This window comes from Cupriavidus sp. OTU4054 (assembly GCF_038440175.1).
Taxonomy (GTDB): Bacteria; Pseudomonadota; Gammaproteobacteria; order Burkholderiales; family Burkholderiaceae; genus Cupriavidus; species Cupriavidus pauculus_D.
The window spans coordinates 1-21015 of record NZ_JASATF010000053.1; the positions used below are offsets into that span (position 1 = coordinate 1).

21 protein-coding genes are annotated in these 21015 nt (G+C 66.9%); 9 read left to right on the top strand and 12 right to left on the bottom strand.

Going from position 1 to position 21015, the window contains the following annotated elements; genetic code table 11:
- The 3 genes from AAHB16_RS32055 to AAHB16_RS32065 form a co-directional block, all read left to right on the top strand.
- On the top strand, positions 1 to 617 hold a 617-nt coding region (locus tag AAHB16_RS32055; protein ID WP_342052877.1), incomplete at its 5' end, for a hypothetical protein.
- Between the two features lie 172 nt (positions 618 to 789).
- On the top strand, positions 790 to 1872 hold the full coding sequence (gene ada / locus AAHB16_RS32060; protein ID WP_342052878.1) for a bifunctional DNA-binding transcriptional regulator/O6-methylguanine-DNA methyltransferase Ada: 1083 nt from the start codon (positions 790 to 792) through the stop codon (positions 1870 to 1872).
- Entirely contained in the window at positions 1869 to 2570 is a 702-nt protein-coding gene (locus AAHB16_RS32065) for a 2OG-Fe(II) oxygenase (RefSeq protein ID WP_342052879.1), read from the top strand. Before ada ends, AAHB16_RS32065 begins: the two co-directional genes overlap by 4 nt.
- 103 nt (positions 2571 to 2673) lie before the next feature.
- Here the strand turns inward: AAHB16_RS32065 and AAHB16_RS32070 are convergent, their stop codons facing one another.
- Together AAHB16_RS32070 and AAHB16_RS32075 are read right to left on the bottom strand one after the other, a co-directional pair.
- Entirely contained in the window at positions 2674 to 3342 is a 669-nt protein-coding gene (locus AAHB16_RS32070) for a type 1 glutamine amidotransferase domain-containing protein (protein ID WP_150374654.1), read from the bottom strand.
- Between the two features lie 56 nt (positions 3343 to 3398).
- Positions 3399 to 4625 (bottom strand): MFS transporter, encoded by a 1227-nt coding sequence (locus AAHB16_RS32075; RefSeq protein ID WP_342052880.1) that lies wholly within the window; start codon positions 4623 to 4625, stop codon positions 3399 to 3401.
- Positions 4626 to 4766: 141 nt separating this feature from the next.
- Between AAHB16_RS32075 and AAHB16_RS32080 the strand changes: the two genes are divergently transcribed.
- Complete coding sequence (locus tag AAHB16_RS32080) at positions 4767 to 5699, top strand: LysR family transcriptional regulator (protein WP_150374652.1); 933 nt, start codon at positions 4767 to 4769, stop codon at positions 5697 to 5699.
- Here the strand turns inward: AAHB16_RS32080 and AAHB16_RS32085 are convergent.
- Entirely contained in the window at positions 5696 to 7375 is a 1680-nt protein-coding gene (locus AAHB16_RS32085) for a hypothetical protein (RefSeq protein ID WP_342052881.1), read from the bottom strand. The two genes, AAHB16_RS32080 and AAHB16_RS32085, sit on opposite strands and share 4 nt — an antisense overlap.
- A 109-nt stretch (positions 7376 to 7484) precedes the next feature.
- On the opposite strand from AAHB16_RS32085, the gene blaOXA reads away from it, so the two are divergent.
- Complete coding sequence (gene blaOXA, locus AAHB16_RS32090) at positions 7485 to 8351, top strand: OXA-1206 family carbapenem-hydrolyzing class D beta-lactamase (protein ID WP_150374650.1); 867 nt, start codon at positions 7485 to 7487, stop codon at positions 8349 to 8351.
- Here the strand turns inward: blaOXA and AAHB16_RS32095 are convergent.
- The 5 genes from AAHB16_RS32095 to AAHB16_RS32115 form a co-directional block, all read right to left on the bottom strand.
- Positions 8336 to 8923 (bottom strand): DUF308 domain-containing protein, encoded by a 588-nt coding sequence (locus AAHB16_RS32095; protein ID WP_150374649.1) that lies wholly within the window; start codon positions 8921 to 8923, stop codon positions 8336 to 8338. The genes blaOXA and AAHB16_RS32095 overlap by 16 nt on opposite strands.
- Positions 8924 to 9037: 114 nt before the next feature.
- Positions 9038 to 9628: a TetR/AcrR family transcriptional regulator gene (locus AAHB16_RS32100; RefSeq protein WP_150374648.1), complete on the bottom strand. Its 591-nt coding sequence runs from the start codon at positions 9626 to 9628 to the stop codon at positions 9038 to 9040.
- A 121-nt stretch (positions 9629 to 9749) separates the two neighbouring features.
- On the bottom strand, positions 9750 to 11537 hold the full coding sequence (locus tag AAHB16_RS32105; RefSeq protein ID WP_342052882.1) for a glycoside hydrolase family 19 protein: 1788 nt from the start codon (positions 11535 to 11537) through the stop codon (positions 9750 to 9752).
- A 159-nt stretch (positions 11538 to 11696) separates the two neighbouring features.
- Entirely contained in the window at positions 11697 to 12383 is a 687-nt protein-coding gene (locus AAHB16_RS32110) for a hypothetical protein (protein WP_342052883.1), read from the bottom strand.
- Between the two features lie 174 nt (positions 12384 to 12557).
- The gene (locus AAHB16_RS32115; RefSeq protein ID WP_342052884.1) at positions 12558 to 13496 is read right to left on the bottom strand and encodes a LysR family transcriptional regulator; all 939 of its coding nucleotides are present in this window, start codon (positions 13494 to 13496) and stop codon (positions 12558 to 12560) included.
- 156 nt (positions 13497 to 13652) lie between these two features.
- Between AAHB16_RS32115 and AAHB16_RS32120 the strand changes: the two genes are divergently transcribed.
- Both AAHB16_RS32120 and AAHB16_RS32125 read left to right on the top strand, forming a co-directional pair.
- Positions 13653 to 14114 (top strand): VOC family protein, encoded by a 462-nt coding sequence (locus tag AAHB16_RS32120; protein WP_342052885.1) that lies wholly within the window; start codon positions 13653 to 13655, stop codon positions 14112 to 14114.
- 28 nt (positions 14115 to 14142) lie between these two features.
- Complete coding sequence (locus AAHB16_RS32125; RefSeq protein ID WP_342052886.1) at positions 14143 to 14805, top strand: SDR family NAD(P)-dependent oxidoreductase; 663 nt, start codon at positions 14143 to 14145, stop codon at positions 14803 to 14805.
- Between the two features lie 12 nt (positions 14806 to 14817).
- On the opposite strand, the gene AAHB16_RS32130 is transcribed toward AAHB16_RS32125, so the two are convergent.
- Positions 14818 to 15759, bottom strand: coding sequence for a LysR family transcriptional regulator (locus AAHB16_RS32130; RefSeq protein ID WP_342052887.1), 942 nt, complete (start codon positions 15757 to 15759; stop codon positions 14818 to 14820).
- Between the two features lie 123 nt (positions 15760 to 15882).
- Between AAHB16_RS32130 and AAHB16_RS32135 the strand changes: the two genes are divergently transcribed.
- On the top strand, positions 15883 to 16554 hold the full coding sequence (locus AAHB16_RS32135; RefSeq protein WP_342052888.1) for an SDR family oxidoreductase: 672 nt from the start codon (positions 15883 to 15885) through the stop codon (positions 16552 to 16554).
- A gap of 14 nt (positions 16555 to 16568) precedes the next feature.
- Positions 16569 to 17708 carry an alkene reductase gene (locus tag AAHB16_RS32140; RefSeq protein WP_342052889.1) on the top strand — a complete coding sequence of 380 codons (1140 nt, stop codon included), beginning with the start codon at positions 16569 to 16571 and terminating at the stop codon, positions 17706 to 17708.
- A 91-nt stretch (positions 17709 to 17799) separates the two neighbouring features.
- Here AAHB16_RS32140 and pcaDC read toward each other — a convergent pair whose 3' ends face one another.
- The 3 genes from pcaDC to pcaG all read right to left on the bottom strand — a co-directional run.
- The gene (gene pcaDC, locus AAHB16_RS32145) at positions 17800 to 18987 is read right to left on the bottom strand and encodes a bifunctional 3-oxoadipate enol-lactonase/4-carboxymuconolactone decarboxylase PcaDC (protein ID WP_150374639.1); all 1188 of its coding nucleotides are present in this window, start codon (positions 18985 to 18987) and stop codon (positions 17800 to 17802) included.
- 22 nt (positions 18988 to 19009) lie between these two features.
- A complete protein-coding gene (locus AAHB16_RS32150; protein WP_342052891.1) occupies positions 19010 to 20428 on the bottom strand; it encodes a 3-carboxy-cis,cis-muconate cycloisomerase in 1419 nt (472 codons plus the stop codon).
- A 52-nt stretch (positions 20429 to 20480) separates the two neighbouring features.
- The coding region (gene pcaG / locus AAHB16_RS32155) for a protocatechuate 3,4-dioxygenase subunit alpha (RefSeq protein WP_342052890.1) at positions 20481 to 21015 on the bottom strand (535 nt) is incomplete at its 5' end.

Genomic DNA, 21015 nt, shown 5'->3' on the forward strand with positions numbered 1-21015 from the left:
GCCCCCCCGCTCGCGCACTACCCCACACCCCCCCCGCCGGGGGGGGGGCCCTCGCCGCGCTGGTCGTACTGGCTGGCTGTGCTCACCCGATTCAGATCGCGACGGACAAGTCCGCGCCCGCCACGCCGGCGGAGAAGAAGGTCGGCAAGAACATCGGGTTCGTCCTGCCCGATGCGCTGCTGACCAAGGAAGTGACGACCCCGGGCGGCGGTGGCGACAAGGTCAGCTACCTCCCTTACCGCGACCTCGAGGTGCCGATCTACAGCACGCTGTCGAACGTGTTCGCCAACGCGACGAAGCTCAAGACGCCGGACGATCGCGCCGCGATCGACAAGGCGCAGCTCGCCTACATCCTGACGCCGGAGATCACGACCGATTCGTCGTCCGAAAGTGCGCTCACGTGGCCGCCGACCCGTTTCACGATCAATCTGACCTGCACCGTGACGGACCTCGACGGCAAGGTCGTTTTCAAGCAGGTGGTCACGGGCGAGGGAAACGCGGAGTTCTCCGAGTTCAAGCGTAACTTCTCGCTGTCCGCCCAGCGCGCGAGCGAGAACATGCTGAGCAAGCTGCAGAAGGCGCTCAGCGAAGCGCCAGAACTCGCCGCGGCACGCTGACGCGTCGCGCAATATTGCTGCAATGACGGGGGCCTCGGGCCCCCGTTTTCGTTGACGGCGCCTCGCGTCGAGCGTGCTTCCGCGGATTCGAAAGCAAGGATCGGAGTGCGTTGAGGGCGTATCCTCGACAGAATGAATGCACCACTACCGCAGATATCGCGAGGAAGCTTTCATGAACACCGCACGATCGAACCGTAACGCGCTCCCAGTGACGGAAGACCCGAGATGGGCGCGCATCGTCGCCCGCGACAAGTCCGCGGACGGCCAGTTCTGGTACTCCGTCTCCACAACGGGCGTCTATTGCCGCGCGTCGTGCCCCTCGCGCGTCGCCAACCCAGAGAACGTGCAGCTGCACGACACGCTGGAAAGCGCGCGTGCGACCGGGTTTCGGCCGTGCAAGCGCTGCAACCCCGAGGGGGCGTCGGTCGATGCGGAGAACGCCACGCTCGTCGCCAGGGCCTGCCGCATCATCGAGGACAGCGACGTCGAGCCGTCGCTGGAAGCACTGGCGGATGCCATCGGCCGTAGCCAGAGCTATTTTCACCGCGTATTCAAGGCGGTGACGGGGCTGACGCCCAAGGCGTATGCGGCCGCGCATCGCGCGAAGAAGGTGCGCGATGGACTTGTCGCGGGCACGTCGGTGACCGAGGCCATCTACGAGGCCGGATTCAGTTCGAGCGGACGCTTCTACGAGAAGTCGAACGACATGCTCGGGATGACGCCCTCGCAGTATCGCGCGGGCGGGGCGCGCGAGACGATCCGGTTCGCCGTAGGGCAGACAACGCTCGGTGCGATCCTCGTGGCATCGAGCGAGAAGGGCGTGGCGGCGATTCTGCTAGGCGACGACCCTGACGCGCTCGTGCGCGATCTGCAGGACCGCTTTCCGAAGGCGCGGCTGATCGGGGCGGATCGGGACTATGAGGCGCTTGTCGCGCGGGTCGTTGGCCTCGTGGAATCTCCGGGCGTTGGGCTCGATTTGCCGCTCGACGTGCGCGGTACCGCGTTTCAACAACGCGTGTGGCGCGCGCTTCAGGCGATTCCCGCGGGCGAAACTGCCTCGTACGCGGCGATCGCCCGACGCATCGGCGCGCCGAAAGCGGTGCGGGCGGTGGCGGGCGCCTGTGCGGCGAACCCTCTCGCGGTCGCGATTCCGTGTCATCGCGTCGTGCGCAATGACGGCGCGTTGTCGGGCTATGCATGGGGTGTCGATCGCAAGCGCGTGCTGCTGGATCGAGAGGCGACGGAGGTGGCATGAACGCACGCGTCGCCGCCTATGACTGGCCCACGATCCACGACGAGTTGAACCGCTTCGGTTGCGCGGTGCTGCCGAAGCTGCTGTCCCCCGAAGAGTGCCGCACGCTGTCGTCGCTCTATCCCGAGGACAAGCATTTCCGAAGCCGCGTGGTCATGGCGCGGCATGGATTCGGCAAGGGCGAGTATCGGTATTTCAGCTATCCGCTGCCGGACTTGCTGAGCGGCCTGCGCACGGCGTTGTACCCGCGTCTTGTGGGCCTGGCCAATGCGTGGAACGAGACCATGGGCATTGCCCAGCGTTACCCGGAAGACCACGCGACGTATCTGGCGCAGTGCCATCGGGCGGGCCAGACACGACCCACGCCGCTGATCCTGCAATACGTCGCGGGAGATTTCAATTGCCTGCATCAGGACCTCTATGGTGACCTCGTGTTCCCGATGCAGGTGGCAATCCTGCTGTCCGAGCCGGACAAGGACTTTACCGGCGGCGAGTTCTGCATGACGGAGCAACGCCCCCGCATGCAGAGCCGCGTCGAGGTGGTGCCATTGCGACAGGGCGATGCGGTGGCGTTCGCCGTGCACCACCGGCCGGTGCAGGGCACACGGGGCAGCTACCGCGTGAACCTGCGGCACGGCGTGAGCCGTGTTCGCTCGGGGCTACGGCATACGGCGGGGATTATTTTTCACGACGCAAGCTAGACGGCACGGACATGGCCAGGGGAAGCGCCGGAAAAAAACCGCCCGTCGCTTGCGCGAGCGGGCGGTGTCAACAACCGGGAACGTGGCGGTGCAATGCCGCCGCTTAACGCAGCGCTTCCACAATCGCCTTCGCCAGCGGGCCGCCCGACGCCGGGTTTTGGCCCGTCATCAGCTTGCCGTCGACCACGACCTTCTCTTGCCAGACGTCCGCCGACGAATACTCGGCGCCGTCTTCGCGCAGTGCGGATTCGAGCAGGAAGGGGACGTCCGCCTGGGCGTAGCCCGCTTCCTCGGCGTTCGAGAACGACGTCAGCTTGCGGCCCTTGATCAGCGGGGTGCCGTCTTCCAGCTTGGCGCCGAGCAGTGCGGCCGGGCCGTGGCAGACCGCGGCGACGATCTTGCCGCCTTGCCAGGCGCGTTCGACGGCGCGCTGGATTTCCGGGTTGTTGGCGATATCGACCATCGGCCCCAGGCCGCCCGGGAAGAAGATCGCATCGTAGTCGAGCACATCGACTTCCGACAGCTTGCGGCTATGGGCCATGCGGCGGATGGCCGCGCTGTTGCGGAACGCGAGTTGCGCGGGGTCGTTGGCGTCGTAGCCGTCTTCGGGCGGCGTGCCGCCTTGCAGCGAGGCATATTCGACGGCCACGCCCGACTCGGCGAACACTTCGTACGGGTGGGCGACTTCAGGGAAGAAGTATCCCGTGGGCCGATGGTTCGGACCGATCTCGGCGGCGTTGGTCAGGATAAACAGTACGTGCTTGATGGACATGATTGGCTCCTGGAAAGGCGTTAAAAAGTATGTGAAGAACGTGAATCAGCAGAAGATCAGACCGCTTCCGCCGCCAGCGGCTGCCGGGGCGTGGCGTTGACAAGCGTCAGGCCGAAGATCGCGAGGCCGGTCAGCGTGAGGGCAAAGCCCGCCCATGCCACCGACAGCAGTCCAAAGCCCGCATCGATCGTCGCGCCACCTGCCCACGCACCGATCGCGTTACCCAGATTGCAGGCGGCCAGCGTCATCGCACCCATCAGCGAAGGCGCCTGCGGAGCAAAGCGCGTCAGCCGGACCTGCATCGTGGGAATGGAAGCCATCAGCGCGGCCCCGAGCGCAAACAGCGCGGGGAACAGGACCGAAGGCGTTTGTCCGCCGAGGGCGATGACCACGAGCACCGCCAGCGCACCGCCAAGGCCCAGCACGAGACCGCGCATCGGATACTTGTCGGCCGCACGGCCACCCACCGAATTGCCGGCCGTCATGCCGATACCGAAGATCGCGAGGGCCACCGGAATCATCGACGGCGCCAGCCTGGTCGCATCGGTGACGATCGGGCCAACGAACGTATAGATCGCGAACAGGCTGGCAATGCCGGCCGTCGCTACGGCCATCACGCCCCAGACCTTGCCGCTGCGCAGCGCGGACAGCTCCTGCACGATCGGTGCGCCATCGAGGGCACGGGTGCGGGGCAGCCACTGCCGAATCGCAAGCCATGCCACCGCGGACAGCGCGGCCACCGCGAGGTACGTCTCGCGCCAGCCAAGCGTCTGGCCAAGGAACGTGGCAAGCGGCGAGCCGATGATCGTCGCGACGGTGAGGCCGGTCATGACGATGGCAAACGCGCGGCCGGACTGGCCCGGGCCGAGGATATAGCTCGCGACCATCGCGCCGGCGCCGAAGTACGCGCCCTGCGGCAGACCGCTGACAAAGCGCGCGGCAATCAGGAACGGCAGGCTCGATGCCATCGCCGACAGGACATTGCCGACGACGAACAGCGCGATCAGCGCGAGCAGCAGCGTGCGGCGATTGAGCCGGGCCGCGGCGAGCGTCACGACCGGTGCGCCGACCACGACGCCCAGCGCATAGGCCGTGACCGCGCTGGTCGCCTGCGGCACGTCGATGCCGAGGCTTGCCGAAAACAGTTGAATCACGCCCATGCTGGCGAACTCGGACGTGCCGATACAGAAGCTGCCGAGTGCCAGCGCAAAGAGCGCCAGAGAGCGGGACAGGCCGCTGGAAGTGGAAGGCTGGGAATCGTCCAGCCGGATGGCATTAGTCATGAAAAACTCCTCAAACTTGATCTGCGCCGTTCCGCGTCGGGAGGGTTTGGGCGGCGCTGCGTTGCCCTAACTATGCGTAATGCGCAGATATTTGAGAAATTTATTTGTTCTATTCTAGATATTCACCTAGCATGATGACTCATGCGATACGACCTCAATCTGCTGCCCGTCTTCATCGCCCTGATGGAAGAGCGCAGCGTCACGCGCGCCGCCGCCCGGCTCGGCATGACCCAGCCCGCGCTTTCCAACGCGCTGAACCGGCTGCGGGAGACGCTCCGCGATCCGCTTTTCGTGCGCGAGCGGTATGGCATCAAGCCCACGCAGTTTGCGGAGTCGATCGTCCCGGTGGTGGCCGAAACCCTGGCGAAGCTCGATGACGTGATCCTCGGGCAACAGCACTTCGATCCCGCCACATCGGTCCGGCAGTTCCATATCGCGCCGAACAGCTACGTGGAGATCGTGCTGATCCCGAGCGTGGTGGCGCGGCTGCGCGAGGTGGCGCCGGGGGTGAAGGTGTCGCTGACCCCGTTCGGCAGCGACCTCGCCGAGACCGGTGTGATCTCGGGCACGACGGACATGGCGCTCGGCCGCATCGTCGATCCGCCCGACAGCCTCGTGATCCAGCATCTGATGGACGACGGGCTGGCCTGCGTCGTGCGCGCCGATCATCCGGAGATCGGCGACACGATGTCGCGGGAGCAGTACGAGCAGTTGCGGCACGTCAATGTGCTGCCGCCGGGCAGATTGCGCGTGGGCCTGTTTCAGGCGCTCGAGCGGCAACGGCTGCGGCGCGAGCTGGCGATCTCCGTGACCCACTTCCTGGCGGTGCCCGAGATCATCGCGAAGACCGATTACTGCGCGACGCTGCCGCGGCTGATCTGCAACCAGATCGCGAAAGATGCGCGGCTCAAGGTGCTGCCGTCACCGGTCGATCTCGGTACGTTTCCCGTGGATATCGCGTGGCACGTGCGGTACCGGCAGGATCCCGCGCATCGGTGGTTCCGGCAGGTGCTGGTGGATACGGCGGCGGAGTTGATGGGACCCGTGATGGGTCCCGTGATGGATCCCACCTAGGACCGCGCAGCCTCCGCGGCCGCCATGCGCAGTTCCGGCGGAAAGCCGCGAATCTCGGCATGGAAGAATCCCCGCTCGGCCGCGCGCAAGGAGGCAAGCTGCGCCGCCAGCCGCTCCATTGCCGCATAGGCCTGCGCCGATGCCCCTTGCTCGTGCGTGAGGTACCACGCGGATTCGAGTAGCAGGTTGGCCAGCTGCAGCGCGTTGTAGCGTACGCGGCCGGTGTCGTGTTCCTCGAGCGCGAATGCCGCGACCGACGACCATCGCACGAAGCCCTTGGCTGGCGCAAACGGGGCGTGGAAGGGGCGCAGCGCATCGATGGCCGCGGCGACCGTGAGCGGACGGCGCGCGCGGAATGCGGTCAGCGATGCGGGCGCTTCGGCATCGATATCGCCGCGCGCGACGCGCAGCAGGAAGATCGTGTTCCACGCGGAGCCGCCGCCGACGCCGAAGCGGTCGCAGATCCATTCCGACAGGCCGAGCCATCGCATGGATTGCCGCTGGAGATCGCCGGCTTCCAGCGTGCGTTGTGCGTCCACGAGTCCGTAACGCCAGAACAGCCATAGGGACCAGCCGATATTGGCGGCGGCGTGCTGGGCCGCGTCCACGGAGTCCGCTTCGTAGGCGGCCTGCAGCGCGCCGGAGAAGCCTTCGAGCGCGTGGCGCGCGGCAGCATGCCGTGCCGCCGGCTGGATCGGCGAGGGCGTCTGCGCGGGCGTTCGCGAGGGCATTGCCGGGGGCCGCAACGCAATGCTCTTGTGGATCAGCGCTTCCAGGTTCAGCGTCTCGAAGCGAATCCGCGGGTTGTAGCGCACGACGGGCCGCAACTCGGGATCGCCCGCGAGCCGCGCGAGCTCATGCCGCGCGGCATCGAGATCGCCGCGTGTGTAGTGCTCCCACGCACGGACCACATGGGCCATGGCCGCGAACGTGGGCAGCGCGGCGTTGACGCGGCCGCCCGCGACGATTTTCTCGAACCGCCGCAGTGCCGCGCGGCTTTTGTCGAGCCGGTCGCTGCGGCGCCAGGCCAGGCTCTCCTTGAGCAGCGAGAGCGCCTGCTGGAACGCGTCCGCGGCGCTGCGATGCGCGGCGCGAAACGACTCGGCCACGGCATGATCGACCACGCCCGCAAAGCCATCCTGCGCGCCGCGCATGGCCACCGTCAGATGGCGCCAGAAATCCATATCGCGCATCACGTACTGCAGGCCATCGCTGTCCGCGGATGGCGGCGCGGGCGCGTCGGGGTTTGCCTGCCCGAGCCAGCGCGCCACGCCCGCCGCGCGCAATGCCTTGCCATGCGCGGTAAAACGCAGTTGCCGCGCGGTGGCCCGTGTCATCCAGAACGGCCCGCGGCTGCGACGGTCGGCGCGCAGCGCGGCGATATCGGTGGCCTTGTGTCGGTCCGATCTGTGGTCCGATCCGTGGTCCGATCCGTGGCCCCATCCAACCTCCACACCCCAGCGCGTGAAATCCCCGAACGCGCGCGAGACGATCATCCGCACATTGGCGGCGTCCGCAAACCGCGCGCGCACGATCGCCACGCCGAGATCTTCGCGGTCGCGCGACGCGGCCAGCCAGATGCGCGCGAGCAGCCAGACGGACTGATAGCGCGCGGAGCGGCCGTCCACGGCATAGGGGCCCGTGAGGTCGATATGGATGGGTTGGCGTGCGGTCATGGCTCGCCATGTTACGCGTGTTACAGCGGCCCCGGTTGGCGAGTCCTGCGCCGGCACCTATGCTCCGCTCACCCATCACAACCACAAGAGAGTGCATATGAGAGGTGACATGCGAAAGAGATTTGCGGGCCTGCTGATCGCGCCGCTGCTGCTGGCCTGCGCGGCCGTGCCATTACACGCAGCCCAGGCGGTCCAGCCGGGCAAGACTACCGAAGCGCCGATCGATGCCAAACCGCTGTTCGATGCGGCCGGTGTCGATGGCACCATGGTCGTCTACGACGTGCGGCGGCAGCGCATGCTGACCTATAACCCGAAGCGCGCGGCCACCGCGTATTCGCCGGCCTCCACGTTCAAGATCTTCAACTCGCTGATCGGGCTGGAAACCGGGGCGGTGGCCGATGTCGATCACGACAAGCTGCCATGGGACGGCAAGCCGTGGTTGCATGAAGGCAAGCCGATCCTGCCCGCGGCGTGCAACGCCGATGTGCCGCTGCGCGTGGCGCTCAGGAATTCGTGCGTGCCCGCCTATCAGGTGCTGGCGCGCCGCGTGGGCACCGCGCAGTACCGCAAGTATCTGGGGGCCGCGCATTTCGGGAATGCCGATGTCGAAGGGCCGGTGGACCGCTTCTGGCTCAATGGCCATCTGAAGATCACGACGTACCAGCAGATCGACTTCCTGCGCAACGCGGCCGCGCACAAGGTTCCGCTGATCTCCGAGCAAAGCTTTCGCGCGCTCGACGACATCCTGACCATCGAGCAGACGCCTGCCTATACGCTGCGCGCGAAGACAGGCTGGGCCACGTCGGGCAAGGTCGGCGTCGGCTGGTGGGTCGGCTGGGTGACGCGCGGCGACGACACGTACGTGTTCGCGATGAACCTCGACATGTCGAAGATGGAGACGGGCCCCAAGCGGCTGGAGATCGGACGTGCCGTGCTCAGGCAGGTTGGGGCGTTGCCGGATCAGGCACCGAACTGACGCGTCTTGGTGCGGCGCATATCGGCGATGGACAGCGAGATCGCGGAGATCAGGAAGTAGAACGCGCCGAACGCCGCATACGGTGCGAAGTCCGTGATGCCCGGCACCTGCACGCCGGCGGCGGTCTTGATGAAGAACGCCCCGGCCAGCGCCGATTGCGCACCGCTCAGGATCATCGCCCACTGGGCGCCGGAGGTCTTCCAGCGACGGACGCCGGTGGCCAGCTGGAACAGGCCCGCGAGGATGGCCCAGGTGCCGAACACGCCGAGCACGGCGTTCATGCTCAGGCCCAGCGCGATGGCGACGCCCGCCGTGGTCACGCCGCTGGCCACGACGTTGAGGGTCTGCGTGGGGTTGCGGCGCATGCCGCCGTTGCGCTGGGCATCCACGAGGTTGGCCAGCGCGTCCCATGCGGGATAGATCATCAGCAGGATCGCCGCGACGGCGGGGTTGGTCTTGCCGACCGTGAACGCGGCGGCGACCCACACGATGGAGAATGCCGCGCGTCCGTAGTAGTAGGGCTTGAGCCAGCGGTTGGCTTGCAATGCGCCATTGGGGCTGAGTTCGGTCATGGTGGTTCCTGTTGGTGATGCCTGCTACCAACTAGTTGGTAGACTGCCTGGTGAAATAAAAGTCCCCGTATGGCAGGGGACGACTCAATGCTTCCGACGGTCCTTCAAGGGCGCCTAGTCCGATGCGAGCAGGATCTGCACGGTCCGACCGACGATGGCACCGAACAACCCGGGGTTGCCATGGACACGCGCCGCAATCATCCCGCCGTGCACCGTGGCCAGGAATGCAGCCGCCTCCGCGTCGGCATTCCCGCGCAGCCGGAACGTCCCAACGGCCGCGCCGTTGGCGAGCACCGACGAAAGCCATCCGGTCAGATCCTGAAAATGCCCCCGCACCTCGGTGGCCACGGCCTCGGGAATCGCCGGCAGCTCGGACGCGAGCATCGCGCAGATGCAGATCGGGGCCGATCCATCGCCAATGCAGCGCTCCCAATAGCCGGTGTACGCGCGCAGGCGGTCGAGCGGCACATCCGTATGCGCCTCGATCGCGGCCACGCCCTTGCGCGTTTCCTGCCGATACAGCTTGACGACGACCTCGACCAGCTCGGCCTTGCTCGGAAAGTGGTGATGAATGCTGGCCTTGCTGATGCCCACCTTTTCCGAGATATCGGCGTAACTGAAGCCGTTGTACCCGCGCGTAGCCAGCAGCGATTGCGTGCATACGACGATTTCAACGGCCTTGGGGGAGAGGTCGATGGCTTCCATGGGTGACAGTCTACCAACTAGTTGGTTGATGTCAAGTGGCGGACTGGAAGTTCAACGAAAGTCGTCCATGCTCAACAAAGGCGCGTTGGGGGCCACGGAGCACGGCCCCCGGGATGCCCGCCTACTTCAGCTTCACCCCCCATTCGTTCTCCACGCACTTGACGTAATCGCCGGGAATCAGCGCGCTGAATTTTTCCTGGTAGTTCACCAGCATGCAGCGGTAGGCCATGCCGTCGTGCCAGTCCTTGACCCATGTCGTGTCGGCCGCCGCGCTGCCCTGGTCGGAGAACTGCTTCATGTTGGCGCAGCCCAGCACTTCGTTGTCGGGCACCGGCACATTGAGTTCGGCCGCGAAGGACTTGTAGTACTTGATGCGGTTCTGCGACTGCGCGATTTCCGTGTTGCCGCCGCACTCCACACCACCGTTGATGATCATCGTGGTGACGCCGAAGCCGGGGACGAGCCCGCTCGACTGGTCCGTGGCGTTCGGTTGCCAGCTGCCGTCGATCACGGCCTGCATCGATGGTTTCGGCGGTTGCGGATAGACGAAGAAGAAGACGGCCGACGCGAGGTTGAGCCACGTGCTGGCGACGCTGTCGGGGTCGTCGAGCAGGATCGTCGGCTTGCCGTACATCACCTGCGAGAACTGACCGTAGTTGTAGTTGTACGAAAGCTGCTTGGCGCCGCGTCCGTAATACTTCTTGAAGTTGCCATCGGGGTTCTTGCCGCAGACATACAGCTGGCCCTGCCAGATCTTGGGATCGCACTCGGCGTTGTAGCCGCAGCCGTCGCCGGTTTCGCTGCAGCCCATTTCCCTGACCCAGTGCAGGCCTTGCCTGAACTCCGGCGTGCTCGAATGGATGTCATGCTCGCCGGTCTCCTGCGCGAAGTGCGCGAACATCGTGGCGAGCGTTTTACGGCAGATGGCGTCGGCATCGCGGCCGTCCCGGTAGTCGGCGCAGACGGCGGGGAACTTGGCGATGGCCTGCAGGAATGCGCGATAGGTGTAAGACGGATCCCTGCGTGGGAACAGGAAGTCCCACTTTGACGCGTTCATGATTTTTTCCACGCGCTGGACGTTGGCGGGGTTGCTTGACTTGCCGGCATCGGTGGCATCGACGATGGCATTGTCGGCGGTGCGGATCATCAGCTTGATGGCGGCGAAGGCTGGCGTGTTCGTGAGGTCCTTCTCCACCTGCTCGGCCTGGGTGCGCGTGGGCACGGGGATATCGGGCGACACGGGGACCGGCGCCGGGGAGGGGACAGGCGTCGGCGTTGGCGCGGGCGGTGGAACCTTTGCCGGGTCGCAGTCTTCGATGACGGCCCATGGGTCGCCGCTGGTCGGCGTGTTGCCTTGCGCCCACCATTTGGCGCGATAGTTCCTCGCCTGATACGAGGCGACGTTGTTCTCGTTGTAGATGCTGGAGGCGCTCCAGGGGGCGTAGCAGCCGGGTTTGGTCTGCGCGGGCGTTGGCGCGGGTGCAGGGGCCGGGCTCGGTGTTGGGGTCGGTGCGGGGGTCGGTGCGGGGGTCGGTGCGGGGGTAGGTGCGGGGGTAGGTGCCGGTGCAGGGCTTGGTGTCGGCGCGGGAACGGGGGCGGGCGTCGGCGCAGGGGTAGGAGCAGGAGCAGGAGCAGGAGCAGGAGCAGGAGCAGGGGTCGCGCCGCCCGTGCACTCACCCTTGTCCTCCCAAGGTCCCCACTGCTCGGTGCCCGGCACATTCCCCTGCGTCCACCACTTGTTCTGATACGCGCGCCCGTTATAGGCCACCATCGCACCGGGCGTTGCATAGACCATCGTGCTCTGCCATGCCGCGGGACACTGCGCGGCGGAGGCCGGCAGCGGTGCCAGCGACAACATTCCACCGGCCGCGGCCCCGGCAATCACGCTCAACGATGCGGGATGGCGCATGTCGATCTCTCCCGGTCATTCCAGCAGACAATCCTGCAAGGAGTCTAGAAACGAACCGGGCGCAAATCGTCGATCAGGTAAACATTTTATTGGCGATCACGCAGCGCTTTCAGACTTGCCTCTGATAGCGATTTCACACAATGCGGGATATCCGATGGGCTAGCCGCGAACCATCGTGGGCCCCGACGATGCCAGCCATGCGGGTGCGCCGGGATTCTGCTCCGACTGCGGCAATTGCACCTGCTGGCTACCGAGCCGCTGCAGGACCTGTGCGTGGCATTCGAGCGATGGCGCGTAATGCCCGCTGTAATTGTCGATATGAATGAGCCGGCCATCGCGCACCGTCAGCTCGCCCGCCGCCGCGACGCGGCCGCCCGCCATAAAGCCCGTGTGGTTGTCCACGATCGCTGCCGTCGCCGCGTAGATGCGCCCGTCGCCGGCCATGACGAACATCGTGTCCTCCTCGGTAGTCATCGGCACGAACCGGCCGTCCGCGCGGGGCTGATGCAACAGGCCGTCTATCACGCGCACTTCGATTCGCGCGCGCCTCGCGTCGTCAAGCCGGTAGTTTCGATGCGCGAGCCCATGCGTTCCGGCCGGGGCGATCGTGTAGTAGCGATCGTCACCGACGCGCATCATGCGCGGGTCAGCCGGTGGCGGCGTGCGTCGCGACGGGCCGCTCTGGGTCGATGCGCCCACGCGCGGTTCCAGTTCGATATGGGTCGCGCTCCCGCGCCGTGTGCGCGTGCCCTGCCGCGGCGCGGCCGATGTGTTCTGGTCTGGCTGATGCGTGTGGCCCGTCGGCGTGGAAGCGGCGCCCGTAGGGGAGGAAATGCAACTGCCCATCGCGTACTCCTTGATCTGTTTCGCGGGCAATCATTGTTCATGGCGGCAGGTCTTCGTTCCCGCTCGCGGAGCGAACTTCACGCGCCGAATGCGAATCGCACCATGGGGCGGGCGCGTGGCCGCCGTTGCATGCGGCAGCCTTCGTGCGGACGTGCAATCGCGCCCGGGGCAATGTCACGCGGCCGCACGCCCCTTGTCCTGAAAGAACTGCAGGAACGCCCGTAATTTGCCGGGCATCTGCGCACGATTCGGATAGTAGAGATAGAACGGTTCGCGTGGACGCGTGAACGTTTCGAGGAGGGGGATGACGAGCCCTTCCGCGAGCGCCCGCTGCGCGAAATGTTCGAAGACGAAGGCCAGCCCGTTGCCATCGCATGCGGCCTCGAGTACGGTCCGCATTTCGCTGAAGACGAGCCGGCCCTGGATGTCGATGGTCAGTGGCTCGTTGCCCGCGCGGAACTCCCATGGCAGGAATTGCCCGCGGTTGCCGATCCGTTGTCGGATGCAGTCGTGCTGCAGCAGCTGGTCGGGGCGCTTCGGCTTTCCACGCGCCTTGATGTAGGCGGGCGCGCCCACCACGAGCAGCCGCTGTGGCGGGCCGATGGGGACGGCGATCATGTCCTTCTGCAAGGCCCGGCCGAGCCGGATGCCCGCGTCGAAGCCGCCCGCGACGATATCGCTGAGGCCGTGCTCGACGCTGATTTCGACGGCAAGCTCGGGATACTGCTCCAGGAACGCGCGCAGATGCGGCTGAATCAACGTGGCGTAGGCCACGTATGACGTATTGATGCGTAGCTGCCCGCGCGCGGCACCCGACGCGTCGCCCACTTCCTGCACCGAGCGGCGGATCTGATCGAGGGCGGGCGCGAGCGTCTGCAGCAGCTGCGTGCCGGCTTCGGTCAGCGACACGCTGCGCGTAGTGCGGTGGAAGAGCCTGACGCGCATCGAGGCTTCCAGCAGCTTGATGGTGCGCGAGATCGCGGTCGGTGTGATTTCCATCTCCGTGGCCGCGCGCGTGAAATTGAGGTGACGGGCCACGCTTTCGAACGCGATCAGGCCGGGCAGGCTGACGGACGAGGGCGCCGGGGCTGACAACTTCCTTGCAGTAGGCATCGCGAAAGCCGGTCGGATGAGGGCTCGCGGATTATGAACCCATGGTTCATATTTCGACAACCCTCCGTCGATTCTCTTGCGGCATGCCAGGCCCTACTCTTCGATCACCGCAGCCGCACTGACGCGACTGCAACACCGATCCACAGGAGTTTCACCATGTCCGTCGTCACTACCCCCGCCGTCAACGCCAACAGCCCGCTCGCCTCGATGAAGGGGCACCACGTCGCCGTGCGCGTGCCGAGTTTCGATACCGCCGTGCAGTGGTACACCGAGATGCTCGACTTCCGCGTGGTCCACCGCTGGACCTATGCCGATCAGCGGCTCGCGTATCTGGCCCCCGCCAGCGACGATGCGTTCTTTGTCGAGATTCTCGGCGATGGCGAGCCGCTGCCCATTCCCAAGCCCGTGTACAGCGATCTCGGCGACAGCCTGCGTCTGGCTGGCTATCACCACTTCTGCATCAACGTCGGCGACATGGACGCAGCGGTCGCCGAACTGCGCCGCCGCGGCGTGCAGATCGTGACCGAGCCGTTCGAGCTGCCCGCGATCGGCCGCAAGCTCGCCTTTATCGCGGACCCGTTCGGCAATCTGATCGAACTCGCCGAAGTGGTCGCCTGAACGCGGATATCCCAGACAGGAGATCGACATGAGCCAGACGTTCCTGCAGATCGGATCCGGGCCGGGCATCGGTCTGGCCACGGCCGAGCGCTTTGCACGCGAGGGCTATCGCGTCGTGGTGGCCTCGCGCAACACCGCGCGATTGCGCGGGCATGCGGAGGCCGCCGGCATCGGCGATATCGCATTCGATACCGTGGATGCGGCCGACCCGCACGCGGTGGCGGCACTGGTCGAACGGCATCGAGACCATCTTTCGGTGCTGCACTACAACGCCGGGGTGCTGCATTACGGCACCGACGGCGCGCTGCAGACGCGCACGCTCGCGGACGAGACCACGGGCTCGCTGATCTCGGACATGCACGTCAATCTCACGAGCGCGCTCGTGGCGATGCGGGCCGCGGCCGACGCCATCGCGCGCAACGATGGCGGCAGCATCCTGATCACGGGCGGCGGGCTCGGCATGCATCCCTCGCCGCAGTTCCTGACGCTGAGCACGGGCAAGGCGGGCCTGCGTGCCGCCGCACTGTCGCTGTTCGAGCCGATGCAGGCGCGCGGCATCCACATCGCGGCAGTGACGGTCAGCACGCTGGTCGGGCCGGACTCGGTGCATGCGCGGGCCGTGGCGGATGCGTTCTGGCAACTGCATGCGGAGGCGCCGGACGCGTGGACGCCGGAGATCGTGTACGGGTAACGATGTTCGGCCTCAACCGGTCGCGCTGACCGTCGCCAGCGTCGCTTCCCCCGCCAGTTCGCCGGCGATGGTGTCGATCAATGCACGGACCCGGCGCGGCTGCACCCGCGTCGGCGGATACACGATCTGCAGCGCCGTGCGGCCGGCCGAGAACGGGGCCAGGACTTCGACCAGACGGCCCGCGTCGAGATCGGACTGGATATCCCAGACCGATTTCATGCACAGGCCGTATCCCTGCAAGGCCCAGCGCCTGACCAGATCGCCGGTGTTGGCCATCCGTCGTCCGCGGACCGTGACGGCATGGGGTTCGCCATCGACGCGAAAGGGCCAGACGCGTTCGCTGTTGATGCCGAAGCGCATGACGATGCAGTCGTGGTGCTGGAGGTCATCGGGGTGCCGCGGCGTGCCATGGGGTTCGAGATAGGCGGGCGCGGCGCAGACGACCCGGCGGTTCTCGCCGATCGGCTTGGCCTTGAGCGTGCTGTCGGCCAGCGTGCCATAGCGCACGGCGAAATCGATGCCCTGCGCGACCAGATCGACGAAGCCGTCGGTCAGGTCCAGGTCGATGGTGACGTCCGGATGCGTGTCGAGGAAGCGATCGACGATCGGCACGATGCGCGTCTGGCCGAGGTCCACGGGCGCGCTGAGCCGGACGGGGCCGGAGATCGTCTGGGCACCGAGCCGTACACGGCTCTCGAGTTCGTCCGCCTCGGCCAGTAATCGCCGCGCGCCATCGGCCAGCGTGCGGCCCTCGTCCGTCGGATGGATGGAGCGCGTCGTGCGGGTCAGCAACGTGACGCCGTAGTACGCCTCGAGCGTCGCCAGCCGTTCGGAAACGGAGGCTGGCGACAACCCCAGTTCCCGGCCGGCGGCCGACAATCCGCCTTTCTCGAGGATGGTCAGGAACAGGTGGAGATGATTGAGATTGAGATTGAGATTGAGATTGTCGAGCATCTTTCGGAATCTCCGAAATATGATTTCTCGATTTAACCAATTATCAAAATAGTTCGCAAGATCTAGAGTGCATGCAAGCGGTACCGAACCCTTCTGCCGAACCCTTCTGCAAGGAGCATGCACATGAGCTTCACCGACCAAACCGTTTCCGTCGTCGTCGGCGGCCACACAGGCATCGGCCGCGCCGTGGCCGACGCGCTGGGCGAGCGCCCCGGCCGCGTGCTGGTCGTCAGCCGCCGCAATGGACTGGACATCGCCGATGCCGCCGCCGTCGGGCGCTACTTCGATCAGCTCGGCCCCGTGGATCACGTGGTCTTTACTGCGGGATCGCAGGCACCCGGCGGAAAGGTCGCCGACGTGGATATCGCCGCGGCGAGGGCTGCATTCGACGTGAAGTTCTGGGGCACGCTCGCGGTGGCCAAGGCCTCCGCGAAGCATCTGCGCCCCGGCGGCACGCTCACGCTGACCAGCGGGTTTCTCTCGCGCCGCACCGTGCCCGGCACCTACGTCAAGACGGCGATGAACGCGGCGCTCGAAGCCGTGGCGAAGATTCTGGCGCGCGAGCTCGCGCCGATCCGCGTCAACGTCGTCAGCCCCGGCCTGACCGATACCGAAGCCTATGAAGCCATGGATGCCGGCGCGCGCGGCGCGATGCTCGATCGCGCGGCGGGCAGCCTGCCCGTGGGCCGCTATGGCCGCGCGGAAGACCTCGCGCAAGGCTATCTGCTGGCCATCGACAACCCGTTCATGACCGGCGCGATCCTCGATATCGACGGCGGCGCACTGATCAACTGAAGCCCGGAATCGCCATGTCCTCACTCGACTCACTCTTCACGCCGGTACGGCTCGGCCAGCTGGCATTGCCCAACCGCATCGTCATGGCGCCGATGACCCGCGCGCGCAGTTCGCAGCCGGGCGACGTGCCCAACGCGTTGAATGCAACCTACTACGCGCAGCGCGCCAGTGCGGGGCTGATCGTGACCGAAGCCTCGCAGATCTCGCCGCAGGGCAAGGGCTACTCGTTCACGCCCGGTATCCATAGCGATGCGCAGGTCGAAGGCTGGCGCCTGGTGACGCGCGCCGTGCATCAGGCCGGTGGACGCATCTATCTTCAGCTCTGGCACGTCGGTCGCATGTCGCATCCCGCGTTCCATGGCGGCGAGCTGCCGGTGGCACCGTCGGCGGTACCGTTTGACGGTTCGATCTGGATGGTCGATCCGGCGACCGGCGAGGGCGGCATGTATGCGTGCCCGACCCCGCGCGCGCTCGGCATCGACGAGATCCACGCGATCGTCGGGGACTACCGGCGCGCCGCGCGCCGGGCGATCGAGGCGGGGTTCGACGGGGTGGAGATCCATGGCGCCAACGGGTACCTGATCGACCAGTTCCTGCGCACGACGTCGAACGTGCGCACCGATGCGTACGGCGGTTCGCGCGAGAACCGCCTGCGCTTTCTGAAGGAGGTGATGGACGCGGTCATCGACGAGGTGGGCGCGGACCGCACGGCGATCCGCCTGGCGCCGTTCCTGACGGCGCGCGGCATGGCGTGTCCCGATATCCTGCCGACGATGCTCGAGGCGGCACGCTATCTCGATGCAAAGGGCATCGCGTATCTGCATCTGGTCGAAGCGGACTGGGACGATGCGCCCGTGTTCACCGAAGACTTCCGCCGGGAGATCCGTGCCAGCTTCGCTGGCCCGATCATCGTCGCCGGCAAGTACGACGACGCGCGCGCACGGTGGGTGCTCGAGAAAGGCTATGCCGATCTGGTCGCGTTCGGCCGGCCGTTCGTCGCCAATCCCGACCTGCCGCGGCGCATGGCGGAGGGACTGCCGCTCGCGAATCTCGATGGCGGCACGCTGTTCGGCGGCGCCGAGCAAGGCTATAGCGACTATCCCGCGTGGGTGGCGGCGACGGCGACGGCGACGGCGACGGCGCGGGCGGCCTGATCCGCTCACACACGGATGCGTGACAAGAGGCCCAGTCGCGCCCAGTCGCGCCCAGTCCCTCCCAGTCCCTCCCAGTCCCTCGCAGTCCCTGTTATGGCGTCGTGACGTGCGGGTCGGTCGCCGGCCCGAACACTTCCTCGGCGGCGTGGAAGGCGGCATTGGCCGCGGGCACGCCGCAGTAGATGGCCGTCTGCAGGAGGATCTCCTTGATCTCGTCGCGCGTCACACCGTTGTTGGCGGCGGCACGCAGATGAAGCTTGAGTTCTTCGCCACGGTTGAGCGCGACCATCATTGCGATGGTCACCAGGCTGCGGGTATGGCGCGGCAGCCCTTCGCGGGTCCAGATCTCGCCCCAGGCGTAGCGCGTGATCAGGTTCTGGAATTCCTCGTTGAGCGGTGTCAGCTTCGCGAGCGAGCGGTCCACGTGCGCGCTGCCCAGCACGTCTCGGCGCACGGCGAGGCCGGCTGCGTAGCGCGCGGCGTCGTCATTGACGGGCGGGCGGTCCTCGATAAAGTCGAGCAGCGCCGCGGTGAAGGGCCCCGGCTGTTCGAAGCTCGAGATATGCGCGGCCTGCAGTTCCAGAAAGCGCGCGTCCGGGATCGAGGACGCCAGTTCGCGGCCGAGCGCCGGCGGCGTCGATGGGTCGTCGCTGCCGGCAATGACCAGGACCGGCACGGCAATCGTCTTCACCGTGTCCCGGAAGTCCGCGTCGCGCACCGCCGCGCAGTTGGCCGTATAGCCGCGCGGATCCAGCTCCCCGAGCACCTTGCGCAGACCGGCGATCGCCTGCGATGCCGTGGCGAGGAAGTCCGGCCGGAACCACACCGACAGCGAAGGCTCGACCATCACGCTCATCCCGTCACGTTGCACGGTATCGATGCGCGTATTCCATTTTTCGTCGGTGCCGATGCGGGCGCCGGTGTTCGCGAGGACGATCTTCGAGAAGCGCGCCGGGGCATGAATGCCGAGCCACATGCCGGTCTGTCCGCCCATCGAGACGCCGCAGAACACTGCCTTGTCGATCGAGAGTGCATCGAGGATCGCGAGCGCGTCGCCGCCGAGTTGCGCCATCGTGAAGGCGTCGCCGGGCGCGGTCGAGCGGCCATGGCCGCGCGTGTCGTAGCGCACCACACGATAGCGGCCGGCCAGTGCCTCGGCCTGCGGCTGCCACATGGTGTGGTCGGTGCCGAGCGAGTTGGAAAACAGAATGGCGGGCGCCGATTCGGGGCCGTCCACCGTGTAGAAGAGCCGGGCACCGGCGTGATCGAGGTAAGGCAAGATGGGTCTCCTGATGGCAATGTCAGCGCTGTTGTCGCGCGGTGAGGGTAGCTTCCCACGCCCGCACGGCGGCGTCGGCAAATCGTGACGATTCTCCCGCATAGTTGGCGGGGTCGGCCAGACGGTCGAGCGTGGCATCGTCGATCAGTGTCGCATGCGACGGGTCGGCGGCCAGCGTCAGTGCCAGGGCATCGCGCAGGCTGCTCCGGTCCGCAACCGCGCGTCTCGATGCGGCTTCCACCAGATGATGCGCCGGCAGCCGCCCGATGCGGCCGCCGAGTTCGAGCATGGCGGCCTCCGCAAGTATCAGCCCGTGCGTCATGTCGAGGTTTTCGCGCATGCGTGCGGTGTCCACCTGCAATCCGCCTGCCACCTCGCGCATATGGGACAGCGCGCCCGATGCAAGCGTGACGATTTGCGGCAACGTATCCCACTCCGCCTGCCAGCCGCCCAGCGCGCGCTCGTGCTCCTGCACCATGCCCGCCAGCATCGTGGCCACGAGATGCGGTACGCGCGTGGCCGCGGCGAGAACGGCCGAACAGCCCACCGGGTTGCGCTTGTGCGGCATGGTGCTGGAACCGCCGCGGCCGGGACCCGATGGCTCCGCGACTTCCGCGACTTCGGTCTGCATCATCAGCGAGATGTCGCGCGCCATCTTGCCCAGCGTACCCGTGAGCATGCCGAGCGTCGTGGCCATTTCCACCATGCGGTCCCGGTGGCCATGCCATGGCAGCACGGGATGCTGGAGGCCGAGCAGGTCGGCCAGCGCCGACGATACGGCCGGCGCCGAAGCGCCGAGGCTCGCCAGCGTGCCGGCCGCCCCGCCGAACTGGAGCGTGCAGGCCTGCGCGCGCGATGCATCGAGCCGGCCGAGATCGCGCCGCAATGCATCGAGCCATCCTGCGGCCTTGAGCCCGAACGTGGTGGGCAGCGCGTGCTGCAGCCAGGTGCGCGCGACCATCGGCGTGGCGCGATGCCGCGCCGCCAGTTCCGCCACGACCTGCCCGAGCGCGACGAGGTCGGCCTCGATGGCGGCCGCTGCGTCGCGCAGCTGGAGCACCATCGCGGTATCGATGATGTCCTGGCTCGTCGCGCCCCAATGGACGAAGCGCCCGGCGTGGGCGTCGCGCTGCGCGACGGCGGCGGTCAACTGCCTGACGAAGGGAATGGCGAGATTGCCTGCCGCGGCCGCGTCGTATGCCAGCGCGTCGAGGTCGATGCCATGCATGTCACCACGCATGTCACCGCGCATGTCACCGCGCATGTCACCGCGCATGTCACCGCGCATGTCACCGCAAACGTCCGCGATGACCGCCGCCGCTTCGGCCGGTATCACGCCGCAGTGTGCCTCGGCGCGCGCCAGCGCGGCTTCCACATCGAGCATGCGCCGTACGGTGCCGGCATCGTCGAAGATGGCCAGCGCGGCGGCGCCCCCGAACATCGGCGCCGTCAATCGCCCCGATCCGCGTGAACGAGTATCCATCGTCTGGCGCTCAGATATCGAAGAACACGGTCTCGCCGGCTCCCTGCAGGACGATGTTCCAGCGCAGCGTGCCGCTGCCGTCGTCCTCCGCGATCAGCGTCCCGCGCCGCTCGTTGGGCACGCACGCCAGCACGCGGTCCTTCGCGTTGGCGGCCGCCTCATCGGGGAAATACATGCGGGTGGCAACGTGCTTGACCAGCCCGCGCATGAATACCGACACCATGATGTGAGGGGCCTGCATGGCGCCGGGTTCGCCCCCCGCGTCAGGCACGGCACCGGGTTTGACGGTCACGAAGCGGAAGCCGCCGTCGGGTCCTGTGGGTACACGACCGAAGCCGGTGAAGCCGGCCGTCAGCGTGAGGTCGCTCCGGTCCTCCGGATGGCGATAGCGGCCCGCGGGGTTGGCCTGCCAGATCTCGACCATGCCGTCGGGTACGGGGTCGGGGGGGGGGGGGGGGGGGGGGGGGGGGGGGGGGGGGGGGCGGGGGGGCGGCGGGGGGGGGGGGGGGGGGGGGGGGGGGGGGGGGTTTGGGGGGGGGGGCGGG

What these genes read in the sequence shown, in the direction of transcription:
- AAHB16_RS32105 (WP_342052882.1), bottom strand. Translation starts at nt 11,537, where the DNA reads ATGCGCCATCCCGCATCGTTGAGCGTGATTGCCGGGGCCGCGGCCGGT.
- AAHB16_RS32065 (WP_342052879.1), top strand. Translation starts at nt 1,869, where the DNA reads ATGAACGCACGCGTCGCCGCCTATGACTGGCCCACGATCCACGACGAG.
- AAHB16_RS32110 (WP_342052883.1), bottom strand. Translation starts at nt 12,383, where the DNA reads ATGGGCAGTTGCATTTCCTCCCCTACGGGCGCCGCTTCCACGCCGACG.
- AAHB16_RS32115 (WP_342052884.1), bottom strand. Translation starts at nt 13,496, where the DNA reads ATGCCTACTGCAAGGAAGTTGTCAGCCCCGGCGCCCTCGTCCGTCAGC.
- AAHB16_RS32085 (WP_342052881.1), bottom strand. Translation starts at nt 7,375, where the DNA reads ATGACCGCACGCCAACCCATCCATATCGACCTCACGGGCCCCTATGCC.
- AAHB16_RS32120 (WP_342052885.1), top strand. Translation starts at nt 13,653, where the DNA reads ATGTCCGTCGTCACTACCCCCGCCGTCAACGCCAACAGCCCGCTCGCC.
- blaOXA (WP_150374650.1), top strand. Translation starts at nt 7,485, where the DNA reads ATGCGAAAGAGATTTGCGGGCCTGCTGATCGCGCCGCTGCTGCTGGCC.
- AAHB16_RS32135 (WP_342052888.1), top strand. Translation starts at nt 15,883, where the DNA reads ATGAGCTTCACCGACCAAACCGTTTCCGTCGTCGTCGGCGGCCACACA.
- AAHB16_RS32140 (WP_342052889.1), top strand. Translation starts at nt 16,569, where the DNA reads ATGTCCTCACTCGACTCACTCTTCACGCCGGTACGGCTCGGCCAGCTG.
- ada (WP_342052878.1), top strand. Translation starts at nt 790, where the DNA reads ATGAACACCGCACGATCGAACCGTAACGCGCTCCCAGTGACGGAAGAC.
- AAHB16_RS32075 (WP_342052880.1), bottom strand. Translation starts at nt 4,625, where the DNA reads ATGACTAATGCCATCCGGCTGGACGATTCCCAGCCTTCCACTTCCAGC.
- AAHB16_RS32080 (WP_150374652.1), top strand. Translation starts at nt 4,767, where the DNA reads ATGCGATACGACCTCAATCTGCTGCCCGTCTTCATCGCCCTGATGGAA.
- AAHB16_RS32100 (WP_150374648.1), bottom strand. Translation starts at nt 9,628, where the DNA reads ATGGAAGCCATCGACCTCTCCCCCAAGGCCGTTGAAATCGTCGTATGC.
- AAHB16_RS32150 (WP_342052891.1), bottom strand. Translation starts at nt 20,428, where the DNA reads ATGTTCGGGGGCGCCGCCGCGCTGGCCATCTTCGACGATGCCGGCACC.
- AAHB16_RS32095 (WP_150374649.1), bottom strand. Translation starts at nt 8,923, where the DNA reads ATGACCGAACTCAGCCCCAATGGCGCATTGCAAGCCAACCGCTGGCTC.
- AAHB16_RS32130 (WP_342052887.1), bottom strand. Translation starts at nt 15,759, where the DNA reads ATGCTCGACAATCTCAATCTCAATCTCAATCTCAATCATCTCCACCTG.
- AAHB16_RS32125 (WP_342052886.1), top strand. Translation starts at nt 14,143, where the DNA reads ATGAGCCAGACGTTCCTGCAGATCGGATCCGGGCCGGGCATCGGTCTG.
- AAHB16_RS32070 (WP_150374654.1), bottom strand. Translation starts at nt 3,342, where the DNA reads ATGTCCATCAAGCACGTACTGTTTATCCTGACCAACGCCGCCGAGATC.